Here is a 14,911-nt window from a genome sequence, read left to right as displayed (position 1 = left end):
TTACCAGTAGAAAAAGACGCTAATGATGTGCGCCGACAGCGCCGCGATCAGCGCAAAGGTCAGCGGCACATGCACATAGAGCCAGATTTCGAGCAGCCCGCGGATGCGAAGATGCCGCCGCAGGCGCGTCAGAGCGGCTTCCTTCTGCTTGAGCAGCCCGACAACCTTCTCGCGCGCCTCACGGTCGCTGCCGTTCGAGACCGCCAGCGTGCGCAGCGCCGCCGCAGTCGCGCAATTCGGATAGCGGCCCGACAATCGCGCGCCGATGCCGCCCGCGAACGGATCCTCGTCGAGCGCCGCGAGCACCGGCGCGGTGTCGGCGGGCGTCAGCGGTTGCGCCGCGCTGTGCAGCTGGCGATCGAAGGCACGGATCGCCTCGAGCATCTGCATCTGCGTCATTTCGTCGCGGTTGTTCGACAGCGCCGTCGGCAAGGTCGCATAGGCGATGACGCCATAGAGCCCCGACAGGATCACGAGCATCATCAGCACCCACGCGAGCGTGTGGACGTTCCAGCCGAGCTGGAACCCGGTGTGCCAGGTACCGATGACGATCAGGCTGAGCCCGAGATAGACATGCGCCGACGTCCATGCCTTCAGCGACCAATAGTCGCTCGTCATCTTGCGCTTGCGATAGCCCAATGCCGTGAGCCACAGGATGAGCGCCGCGCCGATCGTGCCGAGCGTATAGCCGTACCAGCTGCCGCCATTGTGACGCGGCGTCACGTCGACCAAGGCGTAGCTCACGATGATCAGCAGGCAGAGCGCGCCCGAGATCTTCGCCCAGCGGAAACCTGCGTAACGCAGGAAGCCCTCATGCTTGCGCTCGCGCACGCGCTCGGTCTGGGTCGCCTTCGACCGGCGGCGTTGAAAGAGGCTCGCCATCAACCCGCGTCCTCTTCGAGCCGCGCGATCGTCAGGAATTCCTCGGGCGAAACGCGGATCGCGGCGCCGGTCGGACACGCACGCACGCACGCCGGGCCGCCCGAGATGCCTTTGCACATGTCGCATTTGACCGCGATCTTCTTGGGCTTCTCATCACCCAATTGCTTCTTCGTCCACTTGGGCGACGGCTCGCCCGGGCCGGGACCGAAGCCGGTGAGCAGCCAGCGCAGCAGGCTCGGCTTTTCGGGCGGCGCGGCTTCCATGCGGATCACGCCATAGGGGCAGTTGCGCATGCAGTTGCCGCAGCCGATGCAGCCGGGCTCCATGAACACTTCGCCGTCGGGGCCGCGGTGGATGACGTTCGGCGGGCAGTCGGCCATGCAGTGCGGATGCTCGCAGTGGCGGCAACTCGTCGGCACATGGAGGTGCGCGAAGGTCTTGCCCGCCTCGCGGTCGAGCCGCGACAGCCCTTCGTGGCTGTCGGCGCATGCTTTCTCGCAATTGTCGCAGCCGACGCACAGATTCTCGTCGATCAGCAGCGCGTCGGTCGCCTCGCCGAGCCCTTCCTTCATGATGAAGCTAGCGGTGTCCGAATAGAGGTCGACCGCGCTCGAATAGCTCGCTTTCCGCGATTCGATGAAGCTGTTCATCTGCGCGCGTTCGGCGACCGCAGCCTCGGTCGCCTCGCGCACCTGCGGCCGCGCGGCGAGCATCTTGCGGAAACTTTCGCCGGTCAGCTTGATCAGTTCGGCGCCAACCGCCGCCTTGACCGTGGCGTTGCGCGGCGCGCCGCTCAGCACGCCCATTTCGCCGAAGAAGCTGCCGGCGGGCAGATAGCGCAGGAAGATCGGCTTACCGCCGATATCCTTCTCGACCACCATCGATCCCGAGCGGATGACATAGACATCGTCGCCCTGCTCGCCCTCGGTCAGCACGACCTTGCCCGCGGGCACGCGCTCGACCTCGGCCGTATCGACGACGGGGCCGAGATCCTCGACGGTCAGTCCGCCCTTGAAAATCTGGAGCAATTGCCGTTCGAGCGAGATGCGGTTGATCACTCGCTTCGCACCGGGCACCGCGGCCATCAACTTGAGCGCGGCGGTACGCGACACCTCGACGAAAATTCCATCCTCGCCCGCGCGGATCGTTGCGCCGCGCTTGCGACCCGAAATCAGGCCGACCTCGCCAAAGATCGAGCCCTGTTCGATCGGCACGGTGATGCCCGGGCCGACCTCGACCTCGGCAAAACCGTCAGCGATCGCGAACAGCGACGAACCCGGCTCGCCTTTCTCGAACACGATGTCGCCCTTGCGATAAAAGGCGACCTTCGAATCGAGCATGAATTCGCGCATCTGCAGCGGTGATACGTCGGCGAAGATGCTGATGCGGGTGCGCAGATATTCCAGCCATTCGCTGACCGGCTTCTGCTGCGGCAAATCAGCGAATATCGCCGCCAGATCCTTTTCGTCCGCCGGGGTCAGGCCGGTGTTGCCGTTGATGAACTCGACGACGTCATAGCCCTGGTTCATGCAATGCTTGATCAGCGGGTAGCCCGCGAGCGCGCCGATCACGAAAATGCCGGGAACGGTCGATTCAAAGGTCGGCGACAGCTTCGGAAAGGCCTCGCGGTCGGGGCCGGTAAACTCGATCCCCATCGATTCGACGAAGCCGCGCGGCGCGACCGACCCGAGGCGCGCGACGATCACGTCGCATTCGATCCGCTCTTCGCCCGTCGGGGTTTCGAGCGTCAGCCAGCCGGGTTCGACCTTCTTGGGCTGCGTCTCGGTGCGGATCGACATGAAGCCATTCTCGCCCGCCTCCATCATGTCGGCGACATTCTTGGCCTTGGCGCGCGCGAAATCCTTCGAGCGGTTGAGGATGGTGACGGTGTTTTCAAGCGCTTCCTCGGCGACGCCGAGCGCATTTTCGATGCCCGCGTCGCCCGACCCGACGACGGTGATATGCTTGTCCTTGAAATCCTCGGGATCGTCGACCTGATAAATGATGTGCGGCATGTCCGCGCCTTCGCAGCGCATCCGGTTCGGATTGCCCTGCGTGCCGATCGCCAGCACGATATTCTCTGCCGTGTAGACCTCACCCTTCGCCGTCTTGATCGCGAAGGCGCCCTTCTCGCCGGTCACTTCGGCGACCTCGGCGTGATAGGCGACCTGGACCTTGTTGTTCGCGGCATCCTCGTCCCAATTGCCGAGGATATATTCGCGCGCACCCTCGGCAAAACGGCAATCGGATCGCAGGTCGAGCCGTTCGGGCGTCGCGAGGACGCGCTTGCCCTTTTGATATTTGAAGATGGTGTCCGACAGGTGATCGGTCTTTTCGAGCAATATATGGCTGAGCCCGAGCTGCCCGGCGCGCGATGCCGCGCTGAGCCCCGCGGGACCCGATCCGATGATCGCAACCTTGACCGGCTCGCTCATGCGCGCGCCACCGGGCGGCAAAAGCCGCACCTGCCATCGCTGACCGTGATGCTGAACGCGCGCACGGGCATCCTTTCCCCCTGTCGCCAGCCCCCCGGCGAAATCATAACGGATGCGACCCGGACTTATGTCCTCGGCGCAAAGCTATGCCCTTGAAAGCGAGGAAAGGTCAACCGGTGGCGGCGAGAATCTGGCCGTTGCGAGACGTTCGCAATTAGTCGGATTTGTGCGGGTTGGCGCCGCTTTCGCTAACGCAAGGGGCGCACCTGATTGTCGACACCCTGAACCGAAATGCGCGGCTTGCCATTGCCGCGGATCCGCCAGCTTACGACATTGTCGACACCCGAAACACGAAGGTCGGCGCCGGGCGGCAAAATTATGCTGATCTGGTTGTCGACGCCATTGACCGTCAGGCCGGGGCAATCACCGACGAAGTCGATGCGATTGCCCGAACCCGAAACCTCGGCCGGGCGTCCTTCGCAGTCGATCTGATGCGCCTGGTCGACGCCGTTGATCGACGCGCCGTCGCGCGTTCCCGTGCCTTGGCGCGGCTGCGCCGCCAGCGGCGAGACAGCAAGGGCGAGACCGGCAGCAAAGGTCGGAAGCAGGAATTTTACAGCGCCACGAGTTTGGAACAAGGTCATCTCCTTTGTTCCCCGCCTCGAAAATCCCCTTACGGTTCAATGGCCTGCGAAAAGTGCCGCGTCAACCGGTCAACCCTCGCGGGCTGTCAGGCGAGTTCGAACATCGCCGCGATGCGCTCGGACTGGGTCGGCTCGAAGCGCGACCAGCCCTCGGGGCCGAGCCGTTCGAGCGGACGGAAACGCGCCTTGTACGCCATGCGCGCCGACCCTTCGATCCAGTAGCCGAGATACACGTAAGGAAGCCCGGCGCGCGCGGCGCGCTGGACATGGTCGGCGATGATGTACGTGCCGAGCCCCTCGCGCAGCGGGTGCGCCGCGTCGAAGAAGCTGTAGATCATCGACAGCCCGTCGCCCTGCCGGTCGGTCAGGCAGCAGCCGACAAGACGGCCCTTGGTGCCATCGGTCGTCGGCTCGCGATATTCGATCATATAGCTGTCGACCGGTGTCTGCTCGACCATGTCGGCAAAATCCTGCTCGTCCATATCCGCCATGCCGCCGTTCGGATGGCGCGACCCCAGATAGGAGCGGAGCAGCGCATATTGCTCTTCGGTCGCCCACGGTTTGCATGCGGTGGCGACGAGATCGCCGTTACGGCGGATGTTGCGCTTCTGCGAATTGCTCGGAGTAAATTCGCCCGCGCAGACGCGCACCGACACGCATGCCGAGCAGTCGGCGCAGCTCGGACGATAGGCGACCGACTGGCTGCGGCGGAAACCGATGCGGCCGAGCGCGTCGTTCAGCTCGTTCGCGGTGTTGCCGCTCAGCTCGGTGAACACCTTGCGCTCGGTCTTGCCCGCCAGATAGGGACAAGGCGCCGGGCTGGTGACAAAAAAGCGCGGAAAACGGAACGGTGCGGACACGCGGAAACAACCTCCGGACTGGCGATGCGGAGCCCCCCGACGCGGGTCCGACGCACTACTTGCACCAACTATGCCGCGCGGCGTCAATGGTGCAAAGCGCATTTACCATTTTAGGACGTCCCGTTCTGAATCAACCCCGAAATTTTGTGAATCAGCCGGTAACTCTTGTGCCGATTTGAATCGCTTAGCTGTATCCGCGCAGCTCGTCGCCGGTCAGCGTCGCCACGTGAAGCACGTTCGTCGACCCCGGGGTACCGAACGGCACCCCCGCCATCATGACGAGCTTCGCGCCCGCCTTGCAGATGCCGTGGCGCAGCGCCATGCGCTTGCCCTTGGCGATCATCTCCTCGAAGCTGCCGATGTCCTTGGTCGGCACGGCATGCGCCCCCCAGAGAAGCCCCATGCGCCGCGCCGCCTCGCGCTTCGGCGTCAGCACCAGCAGCGGCGCGCCCGGCCGTTCGCGCGCGACGCGCCGCGCGGTCGAACCCGATGCGGTGAAACAGATGATCGCGTCGGCGGCGATCGTGGTGATGATATTGCCCGCCGCCTCGGCGAGCGCGTCGGCGGTCGTCGCGTCGGGTGCCGTCTCGGTGAAATGCAGGCGGCGGAAATAATCGGGATCGCTTTCGACCGAGCGCGCGATCGAATCCATCATCGTCACCGCCTCAACCGGAAAAGCGCCCGCCGCGGTTTCGGCCGACAGCATGATCGCGTCGGCGCCGTCATATATCGCGGTCGCAACGTCGGACACTTCGGCGCGCGTCGGCGACGGCGAGACGATCATCGATTCGAGCATCTGCGTCGCGACGACCACCGGCTTGCCCATGCGGCGCGCGGTCGCGACGATCTTTTTCTGGAGCGGCGGCACCGCTTCGGGGGGAAGTTCGACCCCCAGGTCGCCGCGCGCGACCATCGCCGCGTCAGCGAGCTCGAGGATTTCCTCGATCCGCTGCACGCCAGACGGCTTTTCGAATTTGACGAGCAACGCCGCCTTGCCGCCGATCAGGCGACGCGCCTCGGCGACATCCTCGGGGCGCTGCACGAACGACAGCGCGATCCAGTCGACATGCTGTTCGAGCGCGAAGGTCAGGTCCTTGCGGTCCTTTTCGGTCAGCGCCGCAAGCGGCACGACGACGTCGGGGACGTTGACGCCCTTGCGGTCCGAAATCTTGCCGCCGACATCGACCACCGTTTCGATCTTGCCCGGCGTCACGCTCTTGACGCGAAGCACCAGCTTGCCGTCGTCGATCAGCAGGCGCGTATCGGGCTCGAGCGCGGCAAAGAGTTCAGGGTGCGGCAGGTGGACGCGCGTCGCGTCGCCGGGTGCCTTGTCAGTGTCGAGCGTGAAGGCCGCACCCTTCACCAGCTCTGCGGGGCCATTCCCAAACGTACCGACGCGCAGCTTCGGTCCCTGCAGGTCGACGAGGATCGTCGTCGGGCGGCCGGTGTCCTTTTCGAGCGCGCGGATCGCGGCGATCACCTTCGCGTGCCCGGCGTGGTCGCCATGGCTCATATTGACGCGAAAGGCGTCGGCGCCGGCGCGATGCAGCTCGGCGATCATCTCCGGGTTGGCGCTTGCGGGGCCAAGGGTCGCCAGGATGCGCACCTTGCGCTGGCGGGGGGTAAAGCTTTGAACCACAAATGCTCCGATGACAGGGGACGCTAGGGCAATGCCGTCTTGATGCGATGAAGGCAACAACCGTATAGCTATTCAATCAAAGGGAGTAGCCATGTCCTGCAGCGACGATCAGCCGAATTCGAACAATGCGCTCGACGATCTCGACGATGCCGCCGCCGCCGCGGCGTTTCGCCGCCTTGTCCGCCTGCTCCAGCATCGCAGCGACGCGGCGAACATCGACCTGATGGGGCTCGCCGGATTTTGCCGCAACTGCCTTGGCGACTGGATCGCAGAGGCCGGGGACATGGACAAGGAAGCGGGCCGCACGATCGTCCACGGCATGCCCACCGCGGAGTGGAAAGCACGCTTCCACGTCGCCGCGACCCCCGAACAGCTCGCGCGGATGGAAGAAAGCATGGCCAAGAATCCCTGACCCCGCTAATCGGGCGCCGAGGCGATTCTCGCCACGCAATCATCCAATCTGAGCGGAGTATAAAATGAGCGAAGCCACCGTGTCCGACGAACAGCTGCGTCTTTTCATCGAGCGTATCGAGCGTCTGGAAGAAGAGAAAAAGGGCATCGCCGACGACATCCGCGACACCTATAACGAAGCCAAGAGCAACGGATACGACCCGAAGATCATGCGCCAGATCGTGCGCCTGCGCAAACTGCCGGTCCACGACCGCAAGGAAATGGAAGCGATCCTCGACGTCTATAAATCGGCGCTCGGGATCGATTAAAAACCACGAGGGAGAGTGACGATGTTCAGCACCACCACCAACAATGTCGAGGGCCGTCCGGTCCGCGAATATCTGGGCATCGTCACCGGCGAGGTGATCGTCGGCGCGAACCTGTTCCGCGACCTGTTCGCGTCGATCACCGACATCGTCGGCGGGCGCTCGGGCAAATATGAGGATGTCCTCGCCCGCGCGCGCAAGGAAGCGATCGCCGAGATGGAAGCCGAAGCGGCGCGCCTCGGCGGCAATGCGGTGATCGGCGTCGACCTCGACTATGAAGTGCTCGGCCAGAACGGCTCGATGCTGATGGTCAGCGCTTCGGGAACCGCCGTGGTTGTCTGAAACCGCGCTTCGCGCTAGTGGCGGCGCCACATTCATTTCATCGATCGGGAACCGCAAGTGGCCGGCCATAGTAAATTCAAGAACATCATGCACCGCAAGGGTGCGCAGGACAAAAAGCGCAGCAGCCTCTTTTCGAAGCTGAGCCGCGAAATCACCGTCGCCGCAAAGATGGGCCTGCCCGATCCCGACGCAAACGCGCGCCTGCGCGCCGCGGTGAACGCCGCCAAGGCGCAGTCGATGCCGAAGGACAATATCCAGCGTGCGATCGACAAGGCGGCGGGCAACGACGGCGATAATTACGAAGAAATCCGCTACGAAGGCTATGGCCCTGGCGGCGTATCGCTGATCGTCGAGGCGCTGACCGACAATCGCAACCGTACCGCGACCAACGTCCGCACCGCGTTCAGCAAGAATGGCGGCAACCTTGGCACTTCGGGCAGCGTCAGCCACGGTTTCGACCGCCTCGGCATGATCAGCTATGGCGCGGGCGCCGGCGATGCCGACACCGTGTTCGAAGCCGCGCTCGATGCCGGCGCCGACGATGTCGAATCGTCCGAAGACGGCCACGACATCTGGACCAGCGTCGATTCCTTGCACGAAGTGGCGAAGGCGCTCGAAGGCAAGCTCGGCGAAGCCGAAGGCGTGAAGCTCGCGTGGCGTCCGACGCTCAAGAGCGAAGTCGCCGACGAGGCACTTGCGCAGACGTTGTTCAAGCTGATCGACACGCTCGACGACGACGACGATGTCCAGACCGTGTGGGGCAATTACGAAATCCCCGACGCGGTGATGGAGAAGCTCGGCTGATCATCCTCGGTCTCGATCCCTCGCTCAGTTGCACCGGCTGGGGCGTCATCCGCGTCGAGGGCAGCCGGATCAGCCACATCGCCAACGGGCAGGTAAAGACCGACGCGACAGCGTCGCTGCCCGACCGGCTCGCTTATCTCGATACCGTGCTCGCGGCGGTGATCGCCGATCATGCCCCCGCTTGCGCGGCGGTCGAAGAAGTCTTCGTCAACGACAATCCGCAATCGACGCTGAAGCTTGCGCATGCGCGCGGGGTCGTGCTGCTCGGCTGCGCGCGCGGCGGGCTGGTGGTGACCGAATATGCCCCGCGGCTGGTCAAGAAGGCGATCGTCGGCACCGGCGGCGCGGCGAAGGAACAGGTGCAGGCGATGCTGCGTGTCCTACTGCCCGGCGCGAAGGTCGCGGGAGCCGATGCCGCCGATGCGCTCGCGGTCGCGATCTGCCACGCGAACCATCGGCCGAGAGTCTGAACGCCATCATCGAGGGAAATTGATTCCCTTTTCGTTCTCCCCGCGCTAGCACCGATCCATGATCGCGAAACTCACCGGACGGCTCGACAGCAGCGGCGCAGGCCATGCGGTGATCGACGTCGGCGGCGTCGGTTATCTGGTCGAGGCGTCGGCGCGGACATTGGACGCGCTCGGCCCGGTCGGCGGCGATGTCACCATCCACACCGAAATGCTCGTCGGCGAGGATTTCCTGCGCCTCCTCGGCTTCGCCAAGGCCGAGGAACGCGACTGGTTCCGCCTGCTCACCAGCGTGCAGGGCGTCGGCGCGAAGGTCGCGCTCGCGATCCTCTCGGCGCTCGAACTCGGCGACCTGCAGCGCGCGCTCGCGAGCGGCGACAGCGCGATGATCGCGCGCGCCAATGGCGTCGGCCCGAAGCTCGCGCAGCGGATCACGCATGAACTGAACGACAAGGCGGGCGCGCTCGGCGGTATTGCCGGTAGCGGCCCGTCCCTCGCGGCAACCGTCGGCCCGCTCGGCGACGCCGTCACCGCGCTCACCGGCCTCGGCTTCAAACCCGGCGAGGCGAGCGCCGCGGTCGCGGCAGCGAGCGAAGAACTGGGCGCGGGCGCCAGCCTCGACGCGCTCGTTCGCGTCGCGCTCAAAAAGGCGGCCAAGTGACCGAGCGCGTTCGCAACGCTTCCTGCCGCTGCGGCCAGCTCCGTATCGCCTGCGCCGGCGAACCGATCCGCGTCTCGGTCTGCCACTGTCGCAATTGCAAGGCGCGGAGCGGCAGCGCCTTTGCCGCACAGGCGCGCTTCCCCGCCGAGAATATCCGCACAGAGGGCGAAGCGAAATTGTACCAGCATCCCGGCGGAAGCGGCACTATCGCGGACTTCTACTTCTGCAAAAACTGCGGCTCCACGCTCTGGTTCCTCAATCGCCCGGAGCTCGACAGCTATGCCGTGCCGATCGGCAATTTCGAACCCGGCCATGACTTCGAGCCGCAATTTTCAGTCTATGAGGATCGTCAGGAACCTTGGGTTTGTATCCTCGGCGAGGCAATAGAGCGTTATGACTGAGCCCGCCCTCACCACCCCGATCCGCACACCCGAGGATGCCGACGCCGCGCTCCGCCCCAAGTCGCTCGCCGAGTTCGTCGGGCAGGCGGCGGCGCGCGAGAATCTGCGCATTTTTATCGAGGCGGCGAAGGCGCGGGCCGACGCGCTCGACCATGTGCTCTTCTATGGCCCGCCGGGGCTGGGCAAGACGACGCTCGCGCAGATCGTCGCGAAGGAACTGGGTGTCGGCTTCCGTTCGACCAGCGGCCCGGTGATCGCGAAAGCGGGCGACCTCGCGGCCCTGCTCACCAATCTCGAGGACGGCGACGTCCTCTTCATCGACGAAATTCACCGGCTGTCGCCCGCAGTGGAGGAAATCCTTTATCCCGCGATGGAGGACCGCGCGCTCGACATCATGATCGGCGAGGGGCCCTCGGCGCGGTCGGTGCGGATCGACCTGCCGAAATTCACGCTGGTCGGCGCGACGACGCGGCAGGGGCTGCTGACGACGCCGTTGCGCGACCGCTTCGGGATTCCGGTGCGGCTCAATTTCTACACGCATGGCGAGCTCGAACAGGTGATTTCGCGCGCCGCGCGCCTGCTGTCGCTCCCCATCGCGTCCGACGGCGCGTTGGAGATCGCGAAACGGTCGCGCGGGACGCCGCGCATCGCCGGGCGGCTGCTCCGCCGCGTGCGCGATTTCGCGACCGTTGCGGGGCATGTGATCGTCGACGCGAAGGCGGCCGATGCCGCGCTCAACCGGCTCGAAGTCGATGCCCTCGGACTCGACGCGATGGATCGGCGTTACCTCACGATGATCGCCGACATCTATCGCGGCGGCCCCGTCGGGGTCGAAACGCTCGCGGCGGGCCTCAGCGAACCGCGCGACACGATCGAGGATGTGATCGAACCCTATCTGCTGCAGGCCGGGCTGATCGCGCGCACCGCGCGCGGACGCATGCTCAACGCGAGCGCATGGAAGCATCTGGGGCTCAATCCGCCCGCGGGGTCGCAGGACGGACTTTTCGACCAGGCGAAATAGGCGGATTTCCGCGGCTTTCATTCTGCCAACCGGCCCCGATCTGCGACGAACCGTTGGTTAGGGGTTTGCGACGAGTCGTTGCGACGCTATCGGTTGGGACAATGGTAAACGTCCCGCCCCCCTTCATCCCCGGCGCCTTCGTCGGGGCTGAGCATCATTACCGGGCGCGCGTCTATTTCGAGGACACCGACCTTAGCGGCATCGTCTATCACGCCAATTACCTGCGCTACATGGAGCGCGCGCGGTCGGATATGCTGCGCATCGCGGGCATCGACCAGCGCGCGGCGATGGAGAGCGGCGAAGGTAGCTGGGCGGTCACCGACCTTGCGATCAAATACCGCAGTCCGGCGAAGCTCGACGACGATTTGCTCGTCGTCAGCACCGTCGAGGCGGTGCGCGGCGCGAGCGTGATCATATCGCAGCGCATCCTTCGCGGAACTGACACGTTAAGCGGCGAGACATTGACGGTCGGGCAAGTCACCGCCGCCTTCCTGTCGCCCGAGGGCCGGCCGCGCCGCCAGCCCGCGGGGTGGGCCGACCGATTTACCGCCATCATGAATGGAGAGACTTTCCCTTGCTAGACAATATCTCGCTGGCCGCCGACGCGGCGACCCTGTCCCCCGTCGCGCTGTTCCTGCAGGCCGATATCATCGTGAAGGCGGTGATGATCGGGCTGCTCGCCGCCTCCATCTATGTCTGGATGGTGATTTTCACGCACGGCCGCGGGGTCAGCAAGCTGATGACCGCGTCCGAACGCTTCGAACGCGATTTCTGGCGCGCCGACAATATCGACAAATTCTTCGACAAGAACAGCGGCGAGGAACTGCCCAGCGCCAAGGTCCTTTCGGCCGGAATCAGCGAATGGCGGCGGTCGACCAAGGGCAAGATCGTCGACCGCGAAGGCACGCGCGAGCGCCTCGGCATTGCAATGAACAGCGCGGTAGCGGGTGAAGTCGACCGGCTTGCCGAAAAGATCGGGACGCTGGCGACGATCGGCTCGGTCGCGCCCTTTGTCGGCCTGTTCGGCACCGTGTGGGGCATCATGCGCAGCTTCACCGCGATCGCGGCCGAAAATAACAGCAGCCTTGCGGTCGTCGCCCCGGGCATCGCCGAAGCGCTGTTCGCGACCGCGATCGGCCTGTTCGCCGCGATCCCCGCGGTGATCGCCTACAACGCATTCTCGCAGCGGCTGAACCGGCTCGAATCGCGCCTCGGCCGCTTCGCCGACGGGCTGCACGCGACCTTCAGCCGCGAACTCGAGGTCGAAGCCTGATGGCGATGACCGGACCTTCGGGCGGCATCGGCGGCCGGCGCGGCCGCGGCAACCGCCGCGCGCCGATGGCCGAGATCAACGTCACCCCACTCGTCGACGTGATGCTCGTGCTCTTGATCATCTTCATGATCACAGCGCCCCTGCTCGCCTCCGCGGTGCCGATCGACCTGCCCGAAAGCCGGGCGAAACCGGTCGAGACCGAGGATCAGGAACCGGTGCAGCTGTCGATCAACGCCGACGACACGCTCTATATCGGCGAGGAGGTCGTGCCCGAAGCCGAGCTTCCCGCCCGGCTCGACGCGATCGCGCGCGAAAATGAAGGCAAGGACAAGCCGCGCCAGATCATGCTGCGCGCCGACAAGGGGCTCGATTACGGGCGCGTGATGCGCGTGATGGGCGAGCTCAACCGTGCGGGCCTGACGCGCATTTCGCTGGTGACGACGGGTTCGGAAGGCGCCGCCGACAGCGCGCCGGCCGCGGTCACCGACGGTTCAGAAACGCAACCCTAGGTTGAGATGATGGCCGAACAACGGGCAGTGAGGGGGAATGAAAGACGCGGGCTCGCCATCGCGGTGGTGGCGCATGTCCTGATTATCGGGCTGCTTTCGCTTCAATGGACCCCGGGCGACCGCCGTTTCGACAACCCCCCGATGGAAGTCGACCTGATCGCCGAAACGGCGCCGACGTCTACCGCGCCGGTTATCACCGACACGCCCCCCGCCGCCCGGCTCGGCGAAGAGGATCAGGTCGACATCGCGGCGCCCGAGCCAGTGCCAGCGCCGCCGATACCCGAACCAGTGGTGCGACCGACGCCCGCCCCGACGCCCAGGCAAATCGAGCGGCCAAAGCCGGCGCCTACCAAAAAGCGACCTGCGACCAAGGCAGCTCCTTCCAAGGAGGTGCCGAAAAAGCCGCCTACCAAAAAGGCTCCGCCTCGACGTGCCGGGCAACCCTCGGGCGATCTCGAAAGTATCAGTCGTGAATTGACCAAGTCTACCCAGACTAGAGGCGCCCCTGCCGCAGCGACCGCCGCCGAGGTTCGCCGCTCGATCGACGTCAGCATCAAGGCGAAGGTTGGTCCGCGCTGGAACGGCTGCCGCATATCGGGGGTCGATGTCGACCAGCTCAAGACCGTCGTGAAGTTCAGATTGACCCAGTCGGGCGCGCTCGCGGGCTTTACCAGCGTCAGCACGACGGGCGAAAATGACAGCAACAAATTCCAGGTCCAACGGCATCAGGAATGTGCCAAACGCGCGGTCGAACTGGCCGCACCCTTCGATCTGCCCGAAGAGAATTACAGCTTCTGGCAGAATTACACGCTCGATTTCATCAAGAGGTAAGAGAAATGCTCCTCCGCCCGATCAGCCTTTCGCTCGCCCTGCTGCTCACCGCGGCACCGGTTGCCGCGCAGACGAACCCCGCGCCCCCCGCGGTCACCCCGACCGAACCGCGCGAGACGATCGAAGGCACACTGTCGCAGGACCGCACCGTCATCGCGGTCCCCGCGCTTGCGACGCCGTCGGCGCAGACGGTTGCCGGGCTGCGCACCGATACGCTCGGGCGCCAGATCGCCGAAGTCATCGCCGCCGACCTTGAGCGCAGCGGCCTCTACGCTCCCGTCGGCCCCGCCGGGCTCCGCGCGATTTCGATGGCCGAAGTCACGGCACCGCGCTTTGCCGACTGGCAGGGAAACAACGCCGAAAATGTCGTCCACGGTTTCGTGCGCGCCAGCGGCACCGGCGGCCTTGTCGTCGGCTGCTATCTCTATGACACCCAGCTCGGCAGCGAGCTGGTGCGGCAGGGTTTCGAGATCCAGCCCGGCGACTGGCGCCGCGCCGCGCACAAATGCGCCGACGCCATTTATTCGCGCCTGTCGGGGGAATCGCCCTTCTTCGACAGCCGCGTCGCCTATATCGCCGAAAGCGGACCGAAGGGGAATCGCATCAAGCGGCTCGCGATCATGGATTCGGACGGCGGCAACCACCGTTTCATCACCAACGGTCAGGCGCTGGCGATTTCTCCGCGTTTCTCCCCCGATTACAAGAAGATCGTCTACGTCTCCTATCTGAACAACCGCGTCCGCGTGTTCATCTATGACGTGGCATCTGGGTCGCAGAAGCTGGTGACCGAAAGCGCGAACGCGACCTTCGCGCCGCGCTGGTCGCCCGATGGCACGCAAATCCTCTATTCGATGGCGGTGAACGGCAACACCGACATCTATCGCATCTCGGCGAACGGCGGCACCCCGGTGCGGCTCACCAACACGCCGGGCATCGACGTCGGGGGCAGCTTCTCGCCCGACGGCAAGAAGATCGTGTTCGAGAGCGACCGGTCGGGCGGCCAGCAAATCTATACGATGAACATCGACGGGTCGAACCAGCAGCGCATCAGCTTTGGCGGCGGCCGAGCGGCGACGCCCGAATGGTCGCCGCGCGGTGACCTGATCGCTTTCACCCGCATGGGCGGCGGCGAGTTCCGCATCGGCGTGATGACCCCGTCGGGCGGCGGCGTGCGGATGCTGACCAACAGCTGGCAAGACGAGGCGCCGACCTGGTCGCCGAATGGCCGCGTGATCCAGTTCTTTCGCACGACGCGTGGACGCGAAGGCAAGTCGAGCCTGTGGCAGGTCGACCTGACCGGCGTGAACCTGCGCCGACTGCCGACCCCGCAGGACGGATCCGATCCCAGCTGGGGTCCGGTACTTCCCTGAGGAAACCGGAACCAAAGGGACGCGATCGGGTTCAACTATCGCGTCCTGAACGGGCC

Annotated in this window: 18 protein-coding genes; 13 read left to right on the top strand and 5 right to left on the bottom strand. The window is 65.1% G+C overall.

Going from position 1 to position 14,911, the window contains the following annotated elements; genetic code table 11:
* From ACIPPQ_RS03310 to pyk, 5 genes are all read right to left on the bottom strand, one after another.
* Positions 1-882 carry a hypothetical protein gene (locus ACIPPQ_RS03310; protein ID WP_446542770.1) on the bottom strand — a complete coding sequence of 294 codons (882 nt, stop codon included), beginning with the start codon at positions 880-882 and terminating at the stop codon, positions 1-3.
* Complete coding sequence (locus ACIPPQ_RS03305; protein ID WP_446542769.1) at positions 882-3,317, bottom strand: NAD(P)-binding domain-containing protein; 2,436 nt, start codon at positions 3,315-3,317, stop codon at positions 882-884. Before ACIPPQ_RS03305 ends, ACIPPQ_RS03310 begins: the two co-directional genes overlap by 1 nt.
* 248 nt (positions 3,318-3,565) lie before the next feature.
* Complete coding sequence (locus ACIPPQ_RS03300) at positions 3,566-3,955, bottom strand: DUF3060 domain-containing protein (RefSeq protein WP_446542768.1); 390 nt, start codon at positions 3,953-3,955, stop codon at positions 3,566-3,568.
* Between the two features lie 92 nt (positions 3,956-4,047).
* The gene (locus ACIPPQ_RS03295; protein WP_446542767.1) at positions 4,048-4,821 is read right to left on the bottom strand and encodes an arginyltransferase; all 774 of its coding nucleotides are present in this window, start codon (positions 4,819-4,821) and stop codon (positions 4,048-4,050) included.
* A 184-nt stretch (positions 4,822-5,005) separates the two neighbouring features.
* Positions 5,006-6,460, bottom strand: a complete 1,455-nt coding sequence (gene pyk, locus ACIPPQ_RS03290) for a pyruvate kinase (protein WP_446542766.1) — start codon at positions 6,458-6,460, stop codon at positions 5,006-5,008.
* A gap of 91 nt (positions 6,461-6,551) precedes the next feature.
* Between pyk and ACIPPQ_RS03285 the strand changes: the two genes are divergently transcribed.
* The 13 genes from ACIPPQ_RS03285 (at position 6,552) to tolB (ending at position 14,855) form a co-directional block, all read left to right on the top strand.
* On the top strand, positions 6,552-6,872 hold the full coding sequence (locus ACIPPQ_RS03285) for a DUF1244 domain-containing protein (protein WP_446542765.1): 321 nt from the start codon (positions 6,552-6,554) through the stop codon (positions 6,870-6,872).
* Positions 6,873-6,936: 64 nt separating this feature from the next.
* A complete protein-coding gene (locus ACIPPQ_RS03280) occupies positions 6,937-7,179 on the top strand; it encodes a DUF2312 domain-containing protein (protein ID WP_192648455.1) in 243 nt (80 codons plus the stop codon).
* Positions 7,180-7,200: 21 nt separating this feature from the next.
* On the top strand, positions 7,201-7,518 hold the full coding sequence (locus ACIPPQ_RS03275) for a heavy metal-binding domain-containing protein (protein ID WP_062184526.1): 318 nt from the start codon (positions 7,201-7,203) through the stop codon (positions 7,516-7,518).
* Positions 7,519-7,575: 57 nt separating this feature from the next.
* Positions 7,576-8,322 carry a YebC/PmpR family DNA-binding transcriptional regulator gene (locus ACIPPQ_RS03270; RefSeq protein WP_446542764.1) on the top strand — a complete coding sequence of 249 codons (747 nt, stop codon included), beginning with the start codon at positions 7,576-7,578 and terminating at the stop codon, positions 8,320-8,322.
* Entirely contained in the window at positions 8,319-8,792 is a 474-nt protein-coding gene (gene ruvC / locus ACIPPQ_RS03265; protein ID WP_446543104.1) for a crossover junction endodeoxyribonuclease RuvC, read from the top strand. The genes ACIPPQ_RS03270 and ruvC overlap by 4 nt, the downstream gene beginning before the upstream one ends.
* Before the next feature lie 58 nt (positions 8,793-8,850).
* A complete protein-coding gene (gene ruvA, locus ACIPPQ_RS03260; RefSeq protein ID WP_446542763.1) occupies positions 8,851-9,450 on the top strand; it encodes a Holliday junction branch migration protein RuvA in 600 nt (199 codons plus the stop codon).
* Entirely contained in the window at positions 9,447-9,851 is a 405-nt protein-coding gene (locus tag ACIPPQ_RS03255; RefSeq protein WP_446542762.1) for a GFA family protein, read from the top strand. The genes ruvA and ACIPPQ_RS03255 overlap by 4 nt, the downstream gene beginning before the upstream one ends.
* Positions 9,844-10,872, top strand: coding sequence for a Holliday junction branch migration DNA helicase RuvB (gene ruvB / locus ACIPPQ_RS03250; protein ID WP_446542761.1), 1,029 nt, complete (start codon positions 9,844-9,846; stop codon positions 10,870-10,872). The genes ACIPPQ_RS03255 and ruvB overlap by 8 nt, the downstream gene beginning before the upstream one ends.
* A gap of 101 nt (positions 10,873-10,973) precedes the next feature.
* Positions 10,974-11,453: a YbgC/FadM family acyl-CoA thioesterase gene (locus tag ACIPPQ_RS03245; RefSeq protein ID WP_446542760.1), complete on the top strand. Its 480-nt coding sequence runs from the start codon at positions 10,974-10,976 to the stop codon at positions 11,451-11,453.
* Complete coding sequence (tolQ, locus tag ACIPPQ_RS03240; protein ID WP_446542759.1) at positions 11,447-12,145, top strand: protein TolQ; 699 nt, start codon at positions 11,447-11,449, stop codon at positions 12,143-12,145. Before ACIPPQ_RS03245 ends, tolQ begins: the two co-directional genes overlap by 7 nt.
* A complete protein-coding gene (gene tolR, locus ACIPPQ_RS03235) occupies positions 12,145-12,654 on the top strand; it encodes a protein TolR (RefSeq protein WP_446542758.1) in 510 nt (169 codons plus the stop codon). The genes tolQ and tolR overlap by 1 nt, the downstream gene beginning before the upstream one ends.
* A gap of 474 nt (positions 12,655-13,128) precedes the next feature.
* Positions 13,129-13,485, top strand: coding sequence for a hypothetical protein (locus ACIPPQ_RS03230; protein WP_446542757.1), 357 nt, complete (start codon positions 13,129-13,131; stop codon positions 13,483-13,485).
* Positions 13,486-13,490: 5 nt separating this feature from the next.
* Complete coding sequence (tolB, locus tag ACIPPQ_RS03225; protein ID WP_446542756.1) at positions 13,491-14,855, top strand: Tol-Pal system beta propeller repeat protein TolB; 1,365 nt, start codon at positions 13,491-13,493, stop codon at positions 14,853-14,855.
* Positions 14,856-14,911 lie beyond the last annotated feature (56 nt).

The organism is Sphingopyxis sp. LARHCG72 (assembly GCF_052871675.1).
The sequence above is the reverse complement of the archived record's forward strand: the minus strand, read 5'-3'. Positions and strand labels throughout refer to the sequence as shown.

Excerpts from the sequence above, each read along its gene's own strand:
- ACIPPQ_RS03305 (WP_446542769.1), bottom strand. The coding sequence starts at position 3,317 with ATGAGCGAGCCGGTCAAGGTTGCGATCATCGGATCGGGTCCCGCGGGG.
- ACIPPQ_RS03275 (WP_062184526.1), top strand. The coding sequence starts at position 7,201 with ATGTTCAGCACCACCACCAACAATGTCGAGGGCCGTCCGGTCCGCGAA.
- tolB (WP_446542756.1), top strand. The coding sequence starts at position 13,491 with ATGCTCCTCCGCCCGATCAGCCTTTCGCTCGCCCTGCTGCTCACCGCG.
- ruvB (WP_446542761.1), top strand. The coding sequence starts at position 9,844 with ATGACTGAGCCCGCCCTCACCACCCCGATCCGCACACCCGAGGATGCC.
- ACIPPQ_RS03310 (WP_446542770.1), bottom strand. The coding sequence starts at position 882 with ATGGCGAGCCTCTTTCAACGCCGCCGGTCGAAGGCGACCCAGACCGAG.
- ACIPPQ_RS03285 (WP_446542765.1), top strand. The coding sequence starts at position 6,552 with ATGTCCTGCAGCGACGATCAGCCGAATTCGAACAATGCGCTCGACGAT.
- ruvA (WP_446542763.1), top strand. The coding sequence starts at position 8,851 with ATGATCGCGAAACTCACCGGACGGCTCGACAGCAGCGGCGCAGGCCAT.
- tolR (WP_446542758.1), top strand. The coding sequence starts at position 12,145 with ATGGCGATGACCGGACCTTCGGGCGGCATCGGCGGCCGGCGCGGCCGC.
- ACIPPQ_RS03280 (WP_192648455.1), top strand. The coding sequence starts at position 6,937 with ATGAGCGAAGCCACCGTGTCCGACGAACAGCTGCGTCTTTTCATCGAG.
- ACIPPQ_RS03245 (WP_446542760.1), top strand. The coding sequence starts at position 10,974 with ATGGTAAACGTCCCGCCCCCCTTCATCCCCGGCGCCTTCGTCGGGGCT.